Origin of the sequence: Phyllobacterium myrsinacearum (assembly GCF_014138285.1) — a bacterium.
GTDB classification, from domain to species: Bacteria; Pseudomonadota; Alphaproteobacteria; order Rhizobiales; family Rhizobiaceae; genus Phyllobacterium; species Phyllobacterium myrsinacearum_A.
Map to the genome: position 1 here is coordinate 254,742 of NZ_JACGXN010000003.1, position 16,716 is coordinate 271,457.

13 protein-coding genes are annotated in these 16,716 nt (G+C 54.6%); 9 read left to right on the top strand and 4 right to left on the bottom strand.

Annotated elements, in window-relative coordinates:
* Positions 1–64 precede the first annotated feature (64 nt).
* The 6 genes from FHW16_RS13460 to FHW16_RS13485 all read left to right on the top strand — a co-directional run bounded on the left by FHW16_RS13460 (position 65) and on the right by FHW16_RS13485 (position 6,510).
* Positions 65–1,087, top strand: a complete 1,023-nt coding sequence (locus tag FHW16_RS13460) for an alpha/beta fold hydrolase (RefSeq protein ID WP_182549723.1) — start codon at positions 65–67, stop codon at positions 1,085–1,087.
* Positions 1,088–1,139: 52 nt separating this feature from the next.
* Entirely contained in the window at positions 1,140–1,658 is a 519-nt protein-coding gene (locus tag FHW16_RS13465; protein WP_182549724.1) for a DUF3455 domain-containing protein, read from the top strand.
* Between the two features lie 291 nt (positions 1,659–1,949).
* Positions 1,950–3,101, top strand: a complete 1,152-nt coding sequence (locus tag FHW16_RS13470; RefSeq protein ID WP_348643887.1) for an LCP family protein — start codon at positions 1,950–1,952, stop codon at positions 3,099–3,101.
* A 402-nt stretch (positions 3,102–3,503) separates the two neighbouring features.
* Positions 3,504–4,523, top strand: a complete 1,020-nt coding sequence (locus FHW16_RS13475) for a 2-dehydropantoate 2-reductase (protein ID WP_182549725.1) — start codon at positions 3,504–3,506, stop codon at positions 4,521–4,523.
* A 66-nt stretch (positions 4,524–4,589) separates the two neighbouring features.
* Positions 4,590–5,363, top strand: coding sequence for a fumarylacetoacetate hydrolase family protein (locus FHW16_RS13480; RefSeq protein ID WP_182549726.1), 774 nt, complete (start codon positions 4,590–4,592; stop codon positions 5,361–5,363).
* A gap of 328 nt (positions 5,364–5,691) precedes the next feature.
* A complete protein-coding gene (locus FHW16_RS13485; RefSeq protein WP_182549957.1) occupies positions 5,692–6,510 on the top strand; it encodes an IclR family transcriptional regulator domain-containing protein in 819 nt (272 codons plus the stop codon).
* Between the two features lie 43 nt (positions 6,511–6,553).
* On the opposite strand, the gene sucD is transcribed toward FHW16_RS13485, so the two are convergent.
* From sucD to FHW16_RS13505, 4 genes are all read right to left on the bottom strand, one after another.
* Complete coding sequence (sucD, locus tag FHW16_RS13490; protein ID WP_182549727.1) at positions 6,554–7,435, bottom strand: succinate--CoA ligase subunit alpha; 882 nt, start codon at positions 7,433–7,435, stop codon at positions 6,554–6,556.
* Positions 7,432–8,613, bottom strand: coding sequence for an ADP-forming succinate--CoA ligase subunit beta (gene sucC, locus FHW16_RS13495; RefSeq protein WP_182549728.1), 1,182 nt, complete (start codon positions 8,611–8,613; stop codon positions 7,432–7,434). The genes sucD and sucC overlap by 4 nt, the downstream gene beginning before the upstream one ends.
* A gap of 203 nt (positions 8,614–8,816) precedes the next feature.
* Positions 8,817–10,094, bottom strand: coding sequence for a formyl-CoA transferase (gene frc, locus FHW16_RS13500; protein WP_182549729.1), 1,278 nt, complete (start codon positions 10,092–10,094; stop codon positions 8,817–8,819).
* Positions 10,095–10,186: 92 nt separating this feature from the next.
* Positions 10,187–11,941 (bottom strand): thiamine pyrophosphate-binding protein, encoded by a 1,755-nt coding sequence (locus tag FHW16_RS13505; RefSeq protein WP_182549730.1) that lies wholly within the window; start codon positions 11,939–11,941, stop codon positions 10,187–10,189.
* A gap of 588 nt (positions 11,942–12,529) precedes the next feature.
* Between FHW16_RS13505 and FHW16_RS13510 the strand changes: the two genes are divergently transcribed.
* The 3 genes from FHW16_RS13510 (at position 12,530) to FHW16_RS13520 (ending at position 16,659) form a co-directional block, all read left to right on the top strand.
* Positions 12,530–12,667 (top strand): hypothetical protein, encoded by a 138-nt coding sequence (locus FHW16_RS13510; protein WP_182549731.1) that lies wholly within the window; start codon positions 12,530–12,532, stop codon positions 12,665–12,667.
* 203 nt (positions 12,668–12,870) lie between these two features.
* Positions 12,871–14,163 carry an oxalate/formate MFS antiporter gene (gene oxlT, locus FHW16_RS13515; protein ID WP_182549732.1) on the top strand — a complete coding sequence of 431 codons (1,293 nt, stop codon included), beginning with the start codon at positions 12,871–12,873 and terminating at the stop codon, positions 14,161–14,163.
* 369 nt (positions 14,164–14,532) lie between these two features.
* Positions 14,533–16,659, top strand: coding sequence for an acetate--CoA ligase family protein (locus FHW16_RS13520; RefSeq protein ID WP_182549733.1), 2,127 nt, complete (start codon positions 14,533–14,535; stop codon positions 16,657–16,659).
* Positions 16,660–16,716 lie beyond the last annotated feature (57 nt).

Sequence of the window (16,716 nt, forward strand, 5' to 3'; positions counted from 1 at the left end):
CCAAACATCATATCTCAAGACACTCCGAACCCAGTCTTGCTGGACCTGTCGCGGATGGTATGAAATGCTGAAAACACTCGCCCGCCTGCTGCTCGCGGTGCCTCTCCTTTATTCAATGTCAATTTTCGGCGCTGCGGCACAATCAGCTGTTCAGCCTACATATGGTTCGGAACTTGAAGGCTTTGCCTACCCCTATCCCATTCAGCATTTCGCGTTTGTCTCGCAAGGTCGAACCCTGTCAATGGCGTATATGGATATTGCGCCAAAGGGACCGGCCAATGGCCGAACGGTGGTGTTGCTGCACGGCAAGAATTATTGCGGGGCAACCTGGGAACAGACAATTGTTCAGTTGAGCGGCAATGGTTACAGGGTGATTGCACCTGACCAGATTGGTTTTTGTGCATCAACCAAACCGGATGGCTACCAGTTCAGTTTTGGCCAGCTCGCGGCCAATACACGGGCTTTGCTTAAATCACTGAATATAGAGAAGGCAATTATTCTTGGTCATTCCATGGGCGGAATGCTCGCCACACGCTTTGCGCTAAACTATCCAGACACGGTTGAGAAACTCGTTCTGGTCAACCCGCTCGGGCTTGAGGATTGGCAGGCTGAAGGCGTCCCCTATGCAACGGTTGATCAGTTATATCAAAATGAGCTGAAGACCGATTTCAATAGCATCAAAGCCTATCAGCAGCGCTATTATTTCCACGGGAACTGGAAACCGGATTACGACCGCTGGGTCTCCATGCTGGCGGGAATGTATGCGGGACCCGGCAAAGCAATAGTGGCCATGAACCAGGCCCAGACATCAGAAATGCTCTTCACACAGCCGGTGGCACACGAGTTTGCCCGCCTGTCAATGCCGACATTGCTTCTTATCGGTGCCAAAGACCGCACTGCTCCCGGCGCTAATCGAGCACCCGTAGCATTGGCCGAGCGTCTCGGCCAATTCGAGAAATTGAGCCAGCAGGCAGCGGCAACAATTCCCCGAGCAAAATTGGTGTTGTTTCCAGACCTTGGGCATTCACCGCAGGTCGAGGCTCCGCAACAGTTTCACGAAGCGTTGCTGCGTGGCCTTGCAGAGTAGTAAAAGCAATAATCAGCCATCCTGAACCCGCTCACGAGAACTGGAACTGCCCATGTTTGAAAGAACACGCACCGCATCAATATGTGTCACTGCTGGCACGGCGCTGATAACGTCGCTACTCCTTGTTGGTGGAGCAAAAGCAGCGGGTCTGCCGGATGGGATTGATGCCGAAGGCAAAACCGCCGTGTTGTCGCTTCATGCCGAGGGTGTGCAGATTTATGACTGCAAAGCGGGTTTGGATGGAAACACCTCATGGCAGTTCCGCGAGCCGCTCGCGACCCTGCTACAGGACAACAAGACCGTAGGAAGGCACTTTGCCGGTCCAACCTGGGAACTTGCCGACGGTAGTTCCGTTGTCGGCAAAGTTGCCGCGCAGGCTCCGGGCAAAACGGCAACCGATATCGCCATACTGAGGCTCGACGTTGTGAGTCATCACGGCGATGGCGGGCTTTCAAAGGTTACCGCGGTTCAGCGTCTCGACACGCATGGCGGCGTTTTCAAAGGGACTTGCGCGCAGCCAGGTGCGATTCACGTCGAACCCTATTCGGCCGAATACGTCTTTCTTAAATGAATTGAATGGAAGGCGAAGCAACTGAAGCAGCCGTGGCATCTATCGTCACCGATCTTATGTTCACCTCTTGCCACACTTACCGAACCGAGGACCTTGAGGTAATAACCCGGCGGACTTGCGGGAGAATTCGCTGTACTTCCCCAAACGGGGAATGCAAGCATTGAGTCTCAAATCAAGTGTCCAAACTTAAGCTTGTAAACCGGTCCGGTTGTGTGAAAATTGGGCGTTGATGTCATTTTTCCCGCGTGGGTATCTCTATAGGTATCTTCGCACTCTACGCCGGTGAGTCACGTGAGCAGCGAGTTGATCGATAAACCGCCGGCCTCCCGGGAAAAGCCCTTGGCTGGCCCCCGCCGCTGGGTATTCTGGGCGCTCTTGATTGTCGCTGTCATCATGCTGGTAGGAACCGCGAGTGCCTATCTCGCCTACACAAGGCTGACCACCAACATAAGACACACCGAAGTTACCCGCGAGGACTTGGGGGAAAGCCGCCCGGTTAAAGCGTCTTCCGCCGCGCGGAACATCCTTGTCGTTGGTTTGGACCAGCGGGACGGCGACTCTTCCGGAGAGCGTACGGATACAATTATGCTCGTACATCTGTCCTCCAAGCGAAACGACGTTGCCGTGATCAGCTTCCCGCGGGACCTGCTGGTCCAACTTCCCGCATGCCGCGCTCGGGAAGGACTGCCGGGCCAGCGGAGACATCAAGGTATGATCAACTCGTCATTCACCTTCGGCGGCATCGGGTGCACGTGGAAAACCATCGAAACGCTTACCGGCATCCATATCGACCACTTCGTGAAAGTCGACTTCAACGGCTTTAAAGCCATGGTTGATGCCGTGGGCGGAGTGGAGGTTTGTATAGCCGAACCCATCCGCGACACGTATGTCCCGCTCAACTTGCCAGCTGGGTTACAGACCCTGCATGGCGAACAAGCGCTGGGATACGTCCGGACGCGCCACAGTCTGGGGGACGGAACTGATATAGGACGTATCCGGCGTCAGCAAAACTTCGTCGCGGCCATGGCCAGAAAGACGATGAGAGGTGGAACTCTGTCTGACCCCGTGCGGCTGTTCAGCTTGCTGGATGCGGCTACCAGATCCATCGCCACCGATCCAGATCTTACCCCCGGCATGATGATAAACCTCGCATTCGCCACGCGCAGTTTGTCTTCAGAGAATATCCACTTCGTTATTACTCCCTGGCGTTACTCCACCGAATATCCGGGCCGGGTCGAGTGGCTGCAAGGACAAGCAAAGAAATTGTTCCAGCTGATCGCTGCCGACGAGCCCATCAACCGTTTCGAGCTTAAAGAAATCCCGCTCACTGCGTCGCACGATTCCGTGGCGGATTCGAGCTCGGGCACCACGATCAACATCCCTGCCTCCACCAGCTTGGCGTCGGCAACGCCCTCCTTATCCGACACTTGCATAACAAACTAACCCTGCATGCGAAGTTCAAACGGAAACGGCCAAGCTACGTGCGCTCATCGATAGGCTATCCCGCGCAGCGTGGGTAACATTGCCATCTCACTACTCCCGGCCGACCCTCCCTCCATTGTTGGCGACGAGGGTTGACATTGGAATGTTTTCTGGGATTATGTATACCAGAGACGATGAAGAGAAGAACAGTGTCTAGGGAGATCCGCTCGGCGCAGTGTGTTCCCAAAGATATGCCAACGCGGTCATTTGCGGTTTTTGAATGAGGTGCTGTTCGGCGATACGCCGGAAAGATCGTCCAAGCATAGCAATTATGCGGCACCGGCGATGCCAGCGCCAGACGTGCGTTTGGCCATACAGATCAATCATTGGGAACAACCGCCAAAAACAATGGGAGGGAAACAAATGAAAATCTGCATTTATGGTGCCGGCGCGATCGGCGGTTACATGGCAGTCATGCTCAAGCGCGGGGGCGCTGATGTCTCTCTTGTTGCCAGAGGCGCGCATCTTGACGCGATCCGGCAAAATGGACTCAAACTGCTGATGGACGGCGAGGAAATTGTCGAACGGATGCCTGCTACAAGCAATCCGGCCGAACTGGGTGTCCAGGATTATGTGATCGTCACACTGAAGGCGCATCAGGCCTGGCAGGTGGTCGAAGATATGGTGCCGCTTTTAGGCGAACAAACAGCAGTGGTGACGGCCCAGAACGGTTTACCCTGGTGGTATTTTCACGGTCTTGGCCAAAGCTCGGCTAATCTCCGGCTTCATAGTGTCGACCCGGATAACCGCCAATGGAATACGATCGGACCCGAAAGAGTTATCGGCGCTACGGTATACCCGGCTACTGAAATCGTTGAACCCGGCGTCGTCAAACATATCTATGGCAATCAGTTTGGTCTCGGTGAACCTGACCGCAGCAGCAGCGCACGCGTCGACCGGCTGGCAGCTGCGATGGATGCGGGCGGGTTGAAAACACGTTTCTATGAAGATATCCGCGATGATATCTGGATCAAGCTTTGGGGCAACCTCTGCTTCAATCCGATTTCAGCCTTGACCGGCGCAACGCTTGATGTCGTCGCCACGGACCCCGGCACTCGCAGTCTGGCACGCAGTATGATGCTGGAAGCTCAGACCATCGGCAAAAAATTCGGTGCGAATTTCCGGGTCGACGTTGAGCGGCGTATCGATGGCGCCGCGGGCGTGGGCGCGCACCGTACTTCAATGCTGCAGGATGTCGACAAGGGCCGAGCGATCGAGCTCGATGCGCTTTTGACATCAGTGCAGGAAATGGGCCGGCTTTCGAAAGTGGAGACGCCGTTCATCGACAGTGTACTTGCACTTGCCCAGCAAATGGGCCGCGTCAAAGGGCTTTACCCCACCTTCCCGGAAGTCGCTGTAATCAAACCTGCCATGGCATCGTGATTGGTTTCAAAAGCCAGTTCGAACAAATGAAAGGCTCCGCACCTCGGGAAAGGGAGAACACAGCCAATGGCTCAATGGATGCGATTTGATGATAATGGCGTGGAGAGATTCGGCCTTTTGCAGGGCAACGAAATTGCCGTTTATCAGGGCAATATGTTTGAGAAGCCAATTGCGACAGGCATGCGCCGTTCGCTTGCCTCCATCCGTATACTGGTGCCATGCGCCCCTTCGAAGATCATCGCGTTGTGGAACAATTTCCACCAACTGGCGACCAAACTCGATGTTGCTGAACCCGATGAACCGCTTTATCTGTTCAAGGCCATTTCGTGCATCGCCCATCCAGATGCCGTTGTCACCCGGCCTTCCTCCTACACTGAACGCGTCGTGTATGAAGGCGAACTCGGCATCGTGATCGGTAAGCGCTGCAGCAATGCTTCTGAAGAGGAGGCTACGGCGGCGATCTTTGGCTATACCTGCGTCAACGATCTGACGGCAGGCGACATCATTGCCCGTGATAAAACCTTCCCGCAATGGGCGCGTGCCAAGAGCTTTGACGGTTTTGGCCCGTTTGGCCCCGTTATTGCGACTGATCTCGACTTGACCAAGCTCCATGTCAAAACCGAACTCAACGGGGTTGAGCGTCAGAACTACCCCTTGAGTGATATGATTTTTCCACCCGCTCAGCTTGTCAGCGCGCTTTCAAAAGACATGACGCTGATGCCGGGTGATTTGATATGTTGCGGTACCTCACTCGGCGTCGGAGCGATAAAAGATCCGTCCAATACAGTCTCTGTCACAATCGACGGAATCGGCACATTGTCGAACACGTTCGTTCAATAGATACGCCACAGGATAAAAGAATGCCCGGAACCATGCATTCCGGGCATCCTTCTAACGGACCGAGTTTGGGCATTTCAGCGCCCTGTCCAAACCTGGCCGAAACGCAATGCCATCCAGTGCCTTACTGCTTCCCGGAAGCACCTTGAACGTGACGGAAAATACGATTTATATTCAATGGAATTGTACGCTAAAAATTATTTTTATCAACATAAAATGGTAATAATTCCCAATATATAGAAATAATATTTCAATAGAACTGGCAAAATTCAATTGGCCGGTTTATGGCTGGGACAACGTAAAGCTAAGCTAAGGAACCATTGTGGCTGTTATCGCACCGGCAAAGAGCAAGAGAGGCCGCAAGGCCGCAGCGGATGCATCGCCATCATCGGTACAGGTCCTCGACCGGAGCTTGAAACTGCTGGCGATGATTGCCGATCATGACGGTTCAGCCCTCAGCGATCTTGCCAGCAAGACAGGTCTTGCACCTTCCACCGTTCATCGGTTGCTCACGTCCCTGCAAAATCACGACATGGTCGCCCATGATCCGGAAACCGGAGATTGGACGATCGGAGTCGGCGCCTTTGCCATAGGCAACGGATTCTTGCGATCACGCAAGCTTGGCTCGATCAGTCGCCGTTTTCTGAAACGGCTGATGGAAGAATGCGGCGAGACGGCCAATATCGGCGTCGAGGATGATGGAGATGTTGTGTTCATTTCGCAGGTGGAAAGCCATGCTCCGATGCGTGCTTTCTACCGGCCTGGCCGACGCGGGCCTATCCACGCTTCAGGTATTGGCAAGGCAATCCTGTCAACCTGGTCGGACACCGAGATCGGGCGCACTGTGAGTAGAAAAGAGCTCGGGCATTTTACCGAACATACGCTGGACACACTCCCCGCACTTCTGAAAAATATTCAGGAGATACGCTCCCGCGGCTGGTCTATAGACGACGAAGAACACACGCTTGGCATGCGCTGTATAGCTGCCCCCATTTTCAATGAGCATGGTGAGGCCGTCGGCGGCATATCAATTTCCGGCCCTACAGTCCGCCTGCCCAAGGACAAATTGAGCGTTTTGGGTCCTGTCGTGCGTGATACAGCAAACGAATTAACACGCGCCATGGGCGGGCGGCGACCCGAGGAGCTGTGAGGAACAGCACAGTCATCACATCGCATTCATCTGTTTATCCGGATCAAGCCGGCACAGACATCGCTTCACGTATAGCTTCGCCAACAAGGTGCGGGCTCCTTGCGATAATAACACCGGCCTCTTTAAGAGCGTTTATCTTGCTCTCTGCATCGCTGGCGGCGCTCTGCGCGAAAGCACCCGCATGACCCATCCGTCGTTCTGTTGGTGCGTTGCGGCCGACCACCAGCCCAACGATCGGAATATCCGGTTTGATTCCCATCAGAAACTCCGCAAGCTCCTGCTCCTCTGACCCACCAATCTCGCCGATGACGATCACACCGTGCGTGTCCTGATCAGCCAGGAAAAGCTGCATGCAGTCACGCATGCTAAGCCCATGAATGGCATCACCACCAATGCCAACCGTGGTTGACTGGCCCAAACCCACGGCGCTGACTTGAGCAATGACTTCGCTTGTCAGGGATGCCGAACGTGACAGAATACCAATCTGGCCTTTGCGCTCACTGCCTGTCGCCATGACGCCGATTTTGCAAACGCCCGGCGAAAGGACACCCTGTGAATTCGGCCCCACAAGAATGGTCGAACTTTGCTTCAGAGCAGCTCGCACCCGCAACATGTCTTGCACCGGCACTCGTTCGGTCAAGGCGACGATAAGCGGCATACCCGCTTCAATCGCTTCGATCATGGCGGCGGCCGCATTTTCCGGAGGAACAAAAATCATGCTGGCATTTGCGCCGGTCTCGTTCATCGCTTCGGCTACGGCATTAAAGACGGGAAGATTCAAATGATAGGTTCCGCCTTTCCCTGGGGTGACACCACCGACAATGCGGGTTCCATATTGCAGCATGGCGGCCGAATAGTGTGTTCCAGCCCAGCCGGTCATCCCCTGGCATATCACGCGGGTATTCTGGTCAACGAGAATGGTCATGCTCTTTCTCCGTTTGACTGCGCGGCAGACGTCGCGCGTGTCACCGCTGTCCACATGTCAGGGCAATCGATGACCTTGCAGCCGAAATTGGCGAAGCGGAACCGCGCATACTCGGCATTGTTGCCTGCAAGACGAACAATAACGGGGCAGGTACGGCCTGTACGCCGCATCGCGATTCCAAGACCATCGGCAATGGTATCGCATGGCTGCATTCCCCCGCCATGCACATTGACGAGGATCGAACGCACAGCCGGATTGTTGAGGAGAAGCGTAAAGCCGTGCGCCACATCAAGGCTGGTGGCGGTTGTGCGGATATCCATAAAATTTGCAGGACGACCATTGGCTGCATGCACCATGTCGAGTGTCGCAAGACCAAGCCCGGCTCCATTCACAGCCAAACCAATATTACCATCCATGCGCAGATAATTGAGCTGGCGGTTCTGCGCGACAAGTTCAATTTCGTCGCCGTCGTGCTCTTCGCGCAGCGCCAGCAATTCCGGGTGTCTGAACAGTGCGTTGTCATCGATAATCATCTTGGCATCGACAGCAACGAACCTGCCCTCCTCCGTGACCACGAGCGGATTGATCTCGATAAGTGTCGCGTCCAATTCGACGAAGGCCTTGCGCAACTGATCAAGAAGCGGGGCAAAGGATGATTGGAGGGCGGAATCAAGGCCCAGACGTTTGGCCAAACCTATCACAATCTCTTCTGCCAAAGATTCTCCGGTCCCCAGAGAGACGCGCTCCAGACGGGTTTCCCCCAATTGGAGCCGGCGCTCGATATCTTCACTGCCTTCAGCGCCTGCCAGCACCATAATTTCAGCCCTGGCCGCATCTATGGACAACGACAAATAGAGACTGCGCGCAGCGCGGACTTCTGTTTCGACCAACACCCTGTTGACGCGGCAACCGGCAGGGCCCGTCTGTTCAGTGATGAGGATTTGTCCAAGCATTGCAGCGGCTGCTGTCTCGACCTGTTCGGGCGACGAGACGAGACGCACTCCGCCTGCCAATCCGCGCCCGCCCGCCAGAACCTGTGATTTCACGGCAATCTTGTTTGTGCCCAAAGCCAGAGCTGCATCACGCGCCTCGGGGGCCGTCAATGCCACGCGCCCTTCGGGGATACCGACGCCTCTGGCTGACAACAATGCCTTCGCCTGGAACTCATGAAGCTTCATAGCCGCCTCCTCCCTGAAAGCAATTTGGCATGACGCGTGATGTGAAATCTGTGTTTATTGAATAGATCACACTGGAATACATAATGCCAACTGAAGTGCTTACTGTCAATCACTGTAAACGAATGATGGGGCCTGGTTGTCGATAAAAGAAAACGGCGGCATGAATTCCATGCCACCGTCTGTTGTTTCCTATGGACGCGGGATCATTCGGCGGCGATTTTCTGCGGACTGCCGAGCGCACCGCTCTTCTGCAATTCATCGATAAACCGGCTATCGAACTTCAGCACGTCACGCAGGATCTCTTCTGTGTGCTCACCCAGGAGTGGTGACCGGGTGACATCCGTCGGGCTATCAGAAAGCTTGATCGGATTGCCAACGGACAGATAATTACCACGCATCGGATGTTCCACCTCGACGATCGTTCCCGTCGCACGCAGTGACTTGTCTTCAGCAATTTCCTTCATCGACAGTATGGGGCCGCAAGGAATATCCCGATCATTGAGAAGACCCATTGCTTCGAATTTATCCTTCGTCATCGTCCATGCTTCGATGCGGGCAAAAATGGCATTGAGGCGCGGCAACCGGGCACCGGGTTTTGCATAGTCAGGATGAGTCTTCCATTCCGGCTCGCCAATCACATCGCAGATCGCCTCCCAGACCGGCGCCTGAGTGATAAAATAGATATAAGCGTTGGGATCGGTCTCCCAGCCCTTGCATTTCAGGATACGGCCTGGCTGACCGCCTCCGGAGTCATTACCGGCGCGGGGTACACTCTCGCCGAATTCAATACCTTCACCGTATTGGCTGTATTCATTCAACGGTCCATGGGCCAGGCGCTGCTGGTCACGCAACTTGACCCGGCACAGGTTGAGTACGCCATCCTGCATCGCTGCAGAGACCTTTTGGCCACGTCCGGTCTTCGTACGCTGAAACAGCGCCGTTACGATACCCAGGCAAAGATGCAGACCTGTACCGGAATCGCCGATCTGAGCTCCGGTAACAAGCGGCAGGCCATCACGGAAACCTGTCGTTGAAGCCGCACCACCGGTACATTGCGCAACGTTTTCGTAAACCTTGCAATCCTGATAAGGACCGGGACCGAACCCCTTGATCGAAGCGACGATCATTTCCGGATTGAGCTCCTGAACACGCTCCCAGGTAAAGCCCATGCGATCAAGTGCGCCGGGGGCAAAATTCTCCACCAGCACATCGCAATTCTTGATCAGCTCTTCCAGGACCGTCTTGCCGCTCTCGTTCTTTGTATCGAGCGTAATCGAGCGCTTGTTATGATTGAGCATGGTGAAATAAAGACTATCGACGTCGGGAACATCGCGCAGCTGACCGCGCGTAATGTCTCCGACCCCAGGGCGCTCGACCTTGATGACGTCAGCACCAAACCAGGCAAGAAGCTGTGTGCATGTAGGTCCAGACTGGACGTGGGTGAAGTCTAGGATGCGAACACCCTCCAAAGCTTTTGTCATAGTTTCCTTCCCTCTTCTTCCGGTGCAGAACCTGTTTGCTCCGCTTGTGTCGATTTAAGCCGACGGCCTGAAGTGGCCGCCGGCCATTATCGTTATTTGTACATTGTCTGGTTCTTGGTTCCGGGTGCGTACTCGTTCGGATCGACCCAGATGTTGACGACGGCCGACCGTCCGGTCTTGGCGATTGCCTCACGAGCCCGCAGGAGAGCCGGTTGAATTTCGGATGCTTCCCGAACTTCCTCGCCATGATTGCCCAGCATATGCGCGAACTTGGAGAACTCGACATCGCCGAGCTTGTTGCCGACGTTGCCGCGCTCCTCGCCATATTTTGCTACCTGGCCATACCGGATCTGGTTCATCGACGAGTTGTTGCCGATGACTGCGAGGTACGGCGCGTGAAAGCGATCACAGGTTTCCATATCGAAGGCCGTCATCGAGAAGGCGCCATCACCATAGTAGCAAAGGACCTCTTTTTGCGGATGCGCGAGCTTTGCCCCAAGAGCAAAGCCAGTGCCGACACCCAGCGAACCGAGCGCGCCTGGATCCATCCACTGTCCCGGGTTGCGCGGACGCACGGCCTGAGCCGAGATCGTCACGACGTCGCCGCCATCGCCAATGTAGATTGTATCTTCACCAAGGAACTCGTTGAGTTCGTAAGCCACACGGTAGGGATGGATTGGACTTTGGTCTGATTTGAGGAGCGGCAACACCTTTTCATAGGCGATCACTTCCTGTTCCTCCAGCGTCTTCATCCACTGCTGACGCGCCTGACGCTTGCCCTTGTCGATGCGGGCAGATGCTGCCTGCAGAACGGCCGAGAGAATAGCACCGGGGTGACCGACGAGCCCGAGATTGATATCGCGGTTCTTGCCCACGGTGCGATAATCCTGATCAATCTGCACAAGGGTGAGATCTTTGGAGATCCGCTTGCCGTAGCCCATGCGGAAATCGAATGGCGTACCGATCACAACGATCACATCGGCATTGTTGAAGGCAAACCCGCGCGTGCGATCAAAGTGGTGGGGATCACCAATCGGCAAAGTACCCCGGCTTGCGCCGTTGAAATAGCCGGGAATATCCAGACCGCGCAACAAATCCACGGCAGCGTCGGTACTCCCTGACGTGAAGACCTGTTGTCCGAACAGAATTGCCGGGCGTTCAGCATTCACCAGAACATCGGCCAGTCTTTCAATATCAGCGGGATCACCGATGGAATAGGTCGAGGCCCGGTATCTGCCCGGCTGCGGTATAACTGCCTTTTCTATAGGTATTTCGCGATCCAGAACGTCGCGGGGAATTTCCAGATAGGAAGGCCCTGACGCGCCGGAGAAACATTCGCGCGCAGCCATTGAGATCATGTCCGCAATGCGTTCGGTCGACGAGACGCAAGCAGCGAACTTGGTGATCGGCGTCATCATGTCGACGTGAGGCAGATCCTGCAGCGAGCCCATCTTGTGCTGGCTAAGGGCTCCCTGACCGCCAATATGAAGCACGGGACTTTCCGAGCGGAATGCAGTGGCGATACCGGTGACCGCATTGGTGCAGCCCGGACCGGCGGTGGTAACGACGCAACCCATCTTGCCTGTCTGACGGGCATAACCATCTGCAGCGTGTGCAGCAACCTGCTCGTGGCGAACATCGATAATACGGATACCTTCATCGATGCAACCGTCATAGATATCGATAATGTGACCTCCACACAGGGTGAAGATGGTATCGACACCCTCATTCTTCAGCGCCCTCGCCACCAGATGTCCGCCAGACACCACACTGCCGTCGCGCACCTTCCGCTTTAATGTATCTTCAGCCGTTGATGTGGCCTTCTCAACTTTCGTGACGATAGTCATTGACGTCTTTCCTCCTATTGAACCTTGCCGTCTTTTATCGTTGGCGTCTGTTTGCCTGACTGATCCTTGGATGCGAAATCTCGATACAAAGCCGCCGCACCTGCTGCGTGCAGGTCAGGACTGTGTTCAGGGAGCCGGATGGCTCGGGTAGGTCGAGATTTTGCATGCGATAACGCTCGTTGATGTCGCGAGCCCCGCCTTCCGCCCCGCCTTCGCTTGAAAGGCGAAGCCGATGAGGCGGCCGGGAGAGCCGAAGCCAAACCGGATTCACAAACCTGAAACATTCACCCGCCTGTGGATGGACAGGTCGAAGTGTCCTCGCAAAAAGTTCTGGCATAATAAATACCAAAAGTCAAACAACCAAAAAGCTGAAATATCCGCATTAAAGCGCACCCGGCGGAAGTGGCGCAAAAATTGAAACTTTTCTGTGTTTGCGGCGTTTTATAAGGGTGCAGTGCACAATTTATCTTGTGTGCATCGCACAACCTATGCAAAAATGGGATGCTGATATGCGCCAACTGAGATTGTGAACTGGGATACGGTATGCCAGATAAGCACCATCTTAAATAGAAAACAGGAGTGTCAACCATGCCGGCACGCACAGAAATCGCTTCCGTAACGACCCGTACTGCCCCTCAGAGCATCATTAAGATGATTCTGGCCTTCCTTGATCGTGTTGCAGTGACCAATGCACGCAACAAAAACCACGAGCCTTTCGGGCTTTAACACCAAAAAAAATTCTTTGAGACCATTTAAGCGGCTGCCGAATTTGCGTTCGGTGGCCGCTTAACATTTTGAAGTCACAACCTTTTTTCCAAACTTGTATATCAGATCAGCAGGGGTCTTGTCTTTTGGTATAACTGATACCAGTATGTCCTTCATCAGCGCATGGCATTTTAGCTAACAAAAAGCGTCAGAAAGGGAAGGAAATGACTCAAGCGGTGAAAGAGGGTTTCCGATCGCAACAAGTCAGCGATGGATTCAGATGGGGACAGTTGGCGATCGGTGTGATCTGCATGGTCATGATCGCGAACCTGCAATATGGTTGGACATTCTTCGTTCCTGAAATCACAAAGCAGTTTGGTTGGGGTCGAAGTGAAATTCAATGGGCATTCACACTCTTCGTTCTGTTCGAAACATGGCTGGTTCCCATCGAGGGCTGGTTCGTCGACAAATACGGTCCGAAGATTGTTATCCTGTTCGGTGGCGTGCTCTGCGGCATCGGCTGGGTCATTAACTCCTATGCCGATACCATGTTTCTATTCTGCGTCGGCCAGGCTGTTGCCGGTATCGGCGCGGGTGCAGTCTACGGTACGTGTGTGGGCAATGCCTTGAAATGGTTTCCGGACCGGCGCGGACTTGCAGCAGGTATCACTGCAGCCGGTTTCGGTGCAGGTTCGGCACTCACGGTTTGGCCAATCCAGGCTACAATCGCAAATTACGGCTTCCAGAGTGCCTTTTTCAGCTTCGGCATAGGACAAGGCATTATCATCATGATACTTGCGTTCTTCCTGTTCGCTCCTAAGCCAGGTCAGGTACCGGAACCAACCAACAAGGGTCCGATCATCCAGAGCCGGAAGCAGTATCTACCTTCTGAAGTGGTAAAGCATCCGATTTTCTGGCTCATGTATATCATGTTCGTTGCAGTCGGCGCCGGTGGCCTGGTTGTAACGGCCAATCTTGCGCCAATGGCCAAGGATTTTGGTGTTGCAGATATTCCCATGTGGCTGGGCATACCAGCTCTTACACTGGCCGCTACCCTCGATCGTCTCCTCAATGGCGTGACGCGACCTTTCTGTGGTTGGGTTTCGGATAAGATCGGACGCGAAAACACCATGTTCATTGCCTTCGGCATCGAAGCGATTGGCATCTATCTGCTCTATCTCTATGCGGGCAATCCAGTGATGTTCGTTATCCTGAGCGGGCTGGTGTTCTTTGCCTGGGGTGAAATCTACTCTCTCTTCCCGTCAACCTGCACCGATACGTTTGGTTCGAAGTACGCGGCAACCAATGCCGGCCTGCTTTACACAGCCAAGGGTACTGCTGCGCTTCTCGTGCCGTTTGGTACGGCAATGGCCGCAGACGGGAACTGGAACTCGGTGTTTATCATCGGCGTCGTTTTGAATGCAGGCGCAGCCCTTCTGGCTCTGTTCGTCCTCAAGCCATGGCGTGCTGGCATTATCCGCAAGACGGAAGAAAGTGCCCTGCAGCCTGCGCAATAATATCCAACGACAATCATCCGGGCTGGAAGGTCTTCAGCCCGGATATCTGCCTCAAGCACTGACATCACGAAGACACAGTCCCAAAGGGGCTTTCCTCTACCCGCACAGGAGTGCTGCGACGGACAAATGTCGACACGCTGCGAGTAGATACTTTCCCGGCCAGAGAGCGGGACAACACAACAGAACATTTAGTCCGCATTGAATGCAAACAAGCGCATGCCAGAGCGAGCAAGGCTTGACAGCTCACATTTCTGGAATACATTATACCAAGATGGCGCCAAGATAATTTCGCCAGTCGCGCCGCTGGTAATCCACGCCACATCAATGCTGCCACCACCGGGAGTGCGGGCGGCCACCAGGGAGGAAATCATGCTCGACAAGACTGTTGTCCGTAACGTACTGGAAGCGGCGCGGGCCGAGGGCCGCCAGGCACTTACCGCACCCGAAGGCAAACTGATTTGCGATGCCTATGACATCGCAGTTCCACAGGAAGGCGTTGCCGGAACTGCCGAGGAAGCAGTCTCGCTCGCGTCAGACATGGGTTTTCCTGTGGTGATGAAAATCGTCTCTCCGGATATTCTGCATAAGACAGAAGCCGGCGGCGTTGTTGTCGGCGTTAAATCAGCCGAAGAAGCAAAAGCCGCTTTCGATAAAATTATTGCCAACGCAAAAAACTACAAAGCCGATGCTGAAATCGTCGGCGTGCAGGTTCAGCAAATGCTGACTGGCGGTCTGGAAGTTATCATTGGTGCGGTATCAGACGACAGCTTCGGAAAGCTAGTTGCCTTTGGTCTCGGCGGTGTCCTCGTCGAAGTCTTGAAGGACATCACCTTCCGTCTTGCGCCAGTGACGCGCGACGAAGCCCTGTCCATGCTCGACAGCATTCAGGCGGCAGAAATGCTGAAAGGCGTGCGGGGCGGCGAACCGGTCAATCGTGAAGCACTCGCTGACATGATCGTGCGGGTTTCGAAACTCGTCGACGACTATCCGGAAATTTCCGAACTCGATCTTAATCCGGTGTTTGCTACCAAGGACGGCGCGATTGCCGCCGACGTGCGTATTGTCATCGACTATAATCAGACAAAACCACGCCACCGCCCAAGCCAGGATGAAATCCTCAAGTCTATGAACCGGATCATGCGCCCGAAGGCTGTCGCCGTCATTGGTGCATCTGCAGAGGATGGCAAGATCGGCAATTCGGTGATGAAGAACCTCATCAACGGCGGCTATAAAGGGCAAATATATCCGATTCATCCAAAGGCCGAAGAAATTCTTGGCTATAAGACGTATAAGAGCGTCAAGGATGTGGAAGGCGACATCGATACTGCCGTTTTTGCCATTCCCGCCAAACTCGTCGCCGGTGCACTCACAGAATGCGGTGAGAAGAAAATTCCGGGTGCCGTCCTTATTCCCTCTGGCTTTGCCGAAGCAGGTGAACCGGAACTGCAGGAAGAAATCGTCAAGATCGGGCGCAAATACAATATTCGCCTGATGGGCCCGAATATTTACGGCTTCTATTACACCCCGGAAAACCTCTGCGCGACGTTCTGCACGGCCTATGACGTTAAAGGCTCAGCAGCACTATCGTCCCAGTCAGGCGGCATCGGCATGGCGATCATCGGTTTTTCTCGCTCTGCCAAAATGGGTGTATCGGCGATCGTCGGCCTTGGTAACAAGTCAGATATCGACGAGGACGATCTGCTCACGTTCTTTGAGCAAGACGATAACACCCGAATTATCGCCCAGCATCTTGAAGATCTGAAAGACGGCCGCGCCTTTGCCGAAGTGGCAAAACGCGTCTCCAAGAAAAAGCCCATCGTCGTGCTCAAGGCAGGACGCACGTCCGCCGGTGCCAAGGCAGCATCATCACATACAGGCGCACTTGCCGGTAACGACAAGATCTATGAGGACGTTTTCAAGCAGGTAGGCGTCATTCGCGCCCGTTCCTTGCGGCAGCTTCTCGAATTCGCCCGCGGCATTCCGGTCATGCCAACACCGAAGGGAGAAAATGTCGTCATCATCACCGGTGCCGGCGGCTCGGGCGTTCTGCTCTCCGACGCATGCGTCGACAATGGCCTCAACCTGATGGCAATGCCTGATGATCTCGATGCAGCTTTCCGCAAGTTCATTCCGCCTTTCGGGGCGGCGGGTAATCCTGTCGATATCACGGGCGGCGAACCGCCCCTTACCTACAAGAACACGGTCAAGCTCGGTCTCGAGGATGATCGTATCCACGCACTGATCCTCGGTTACTGGCACACGATCGTGACCCCGCCGATGGTCTTTGCCAAGCTGATGGTCGAGGTAAAGGAAGAGATGGCAGCCAAGGGTATTGAAAAGCCAATGGTTGCGTCTCTTGCAGGCGACGTCGAAGTGGAAGAAGCCGCCGAATACCTCTACCAGCATGGCATTCCCGCCTATGCCTATTCAACCGAGCTTCCAGTCGAAGTGCTGGGCGCAAAGTACAAGTGGGCAAGAGGCGCAGGTCACCTCTAGATCCCCCCGCGCTGGGCCCCGGCATTAAGCCGGGGTCTCGCACGCACCTTCACACAA

What these genes read in the sequence shown, in the direction of transcription:
- FHW16_RS13460 (WP_182549723.1), top strand. Translation starts at nt 65, where the DNA reads ATGCTGAAAACACTCGCCCGCCTGCTGCTCGCGGTGCCTCTCCTTTAT.
- FHW16_RS13465 (WP_182549724.1), top strand. Translation starts at nt 1,140, where the DNA reads ATGTTTGAAAGAACACGCACCGCATCAATATGTGTCACTGCTGGCACG.
- FHW16_RS13475 (WP_182549725.1), top strand. Translation starts at nt 3,504, where the DNA reads ATGAAAATCTGCATTTATGGTGCCGGCGCGATCGGCGGTTACATGGCA.
- FHW16_RS13480 (WP_182549726.1), top strand. Translation starts at nt 4,590, where the DNA reads ATGGCTCAATGGATGCGATTTGATGATAATGGCGTGGAGAGATTCGGC.
- sucD (WP_182549727.1), bottom strand. Translation starts at nt 7,435, where the DNA reads ATGACCATTCTCGTTGACCAGAATACCCGCGTGATATGCCAGGGGATG.
- sucC (WP_182549728.1), bottom strand. Translation starts at nt 8,613, where the DNA reads ATGAAGCTTCATGAGTTCCAGGCGAAGGCATTGTTGTCAGCCAGAGGC.
- frc (WP_182549729.1), bottom strand. Translation starts at nt 10,094, where the DNA reads ATGACAAAAGCTTTGGAGGGTGTTCGCATCCTAGACTTCACCCACGTC.
- FHW16_RS13505 (WP_182549730.1), bottom strand. Translation starts at nt 11,941, where the DNA reads ATGACTATCGTCACGAAAGTTGAGAAGGCCACATCAACGGCTGAAGAT.
- FHW16_RS13510 (WP_182549731.1), top strand. Translation starts at nt 12,530, where the DNA reads ATGCCGGCACGCACAGAAATCGCTTCCGTAACGACCCGTACTGCCCCT.
- oxlT (WP_182549732.1), top strand. Translation starts at nt 12,871, where the DNA reads ATGACTCAAGCGGTGAAAGAGGGTTTCCGATCGCAACAAGTCAGCGAT.
- FHW16_RS13520 (WP_182549733.1), top strand. Translation starts at nt 14,533, where the DNA reads ATGCTCGACAAGACTGTTGTCCGTAACGTACTGGAAGCGGCGCGGGCC.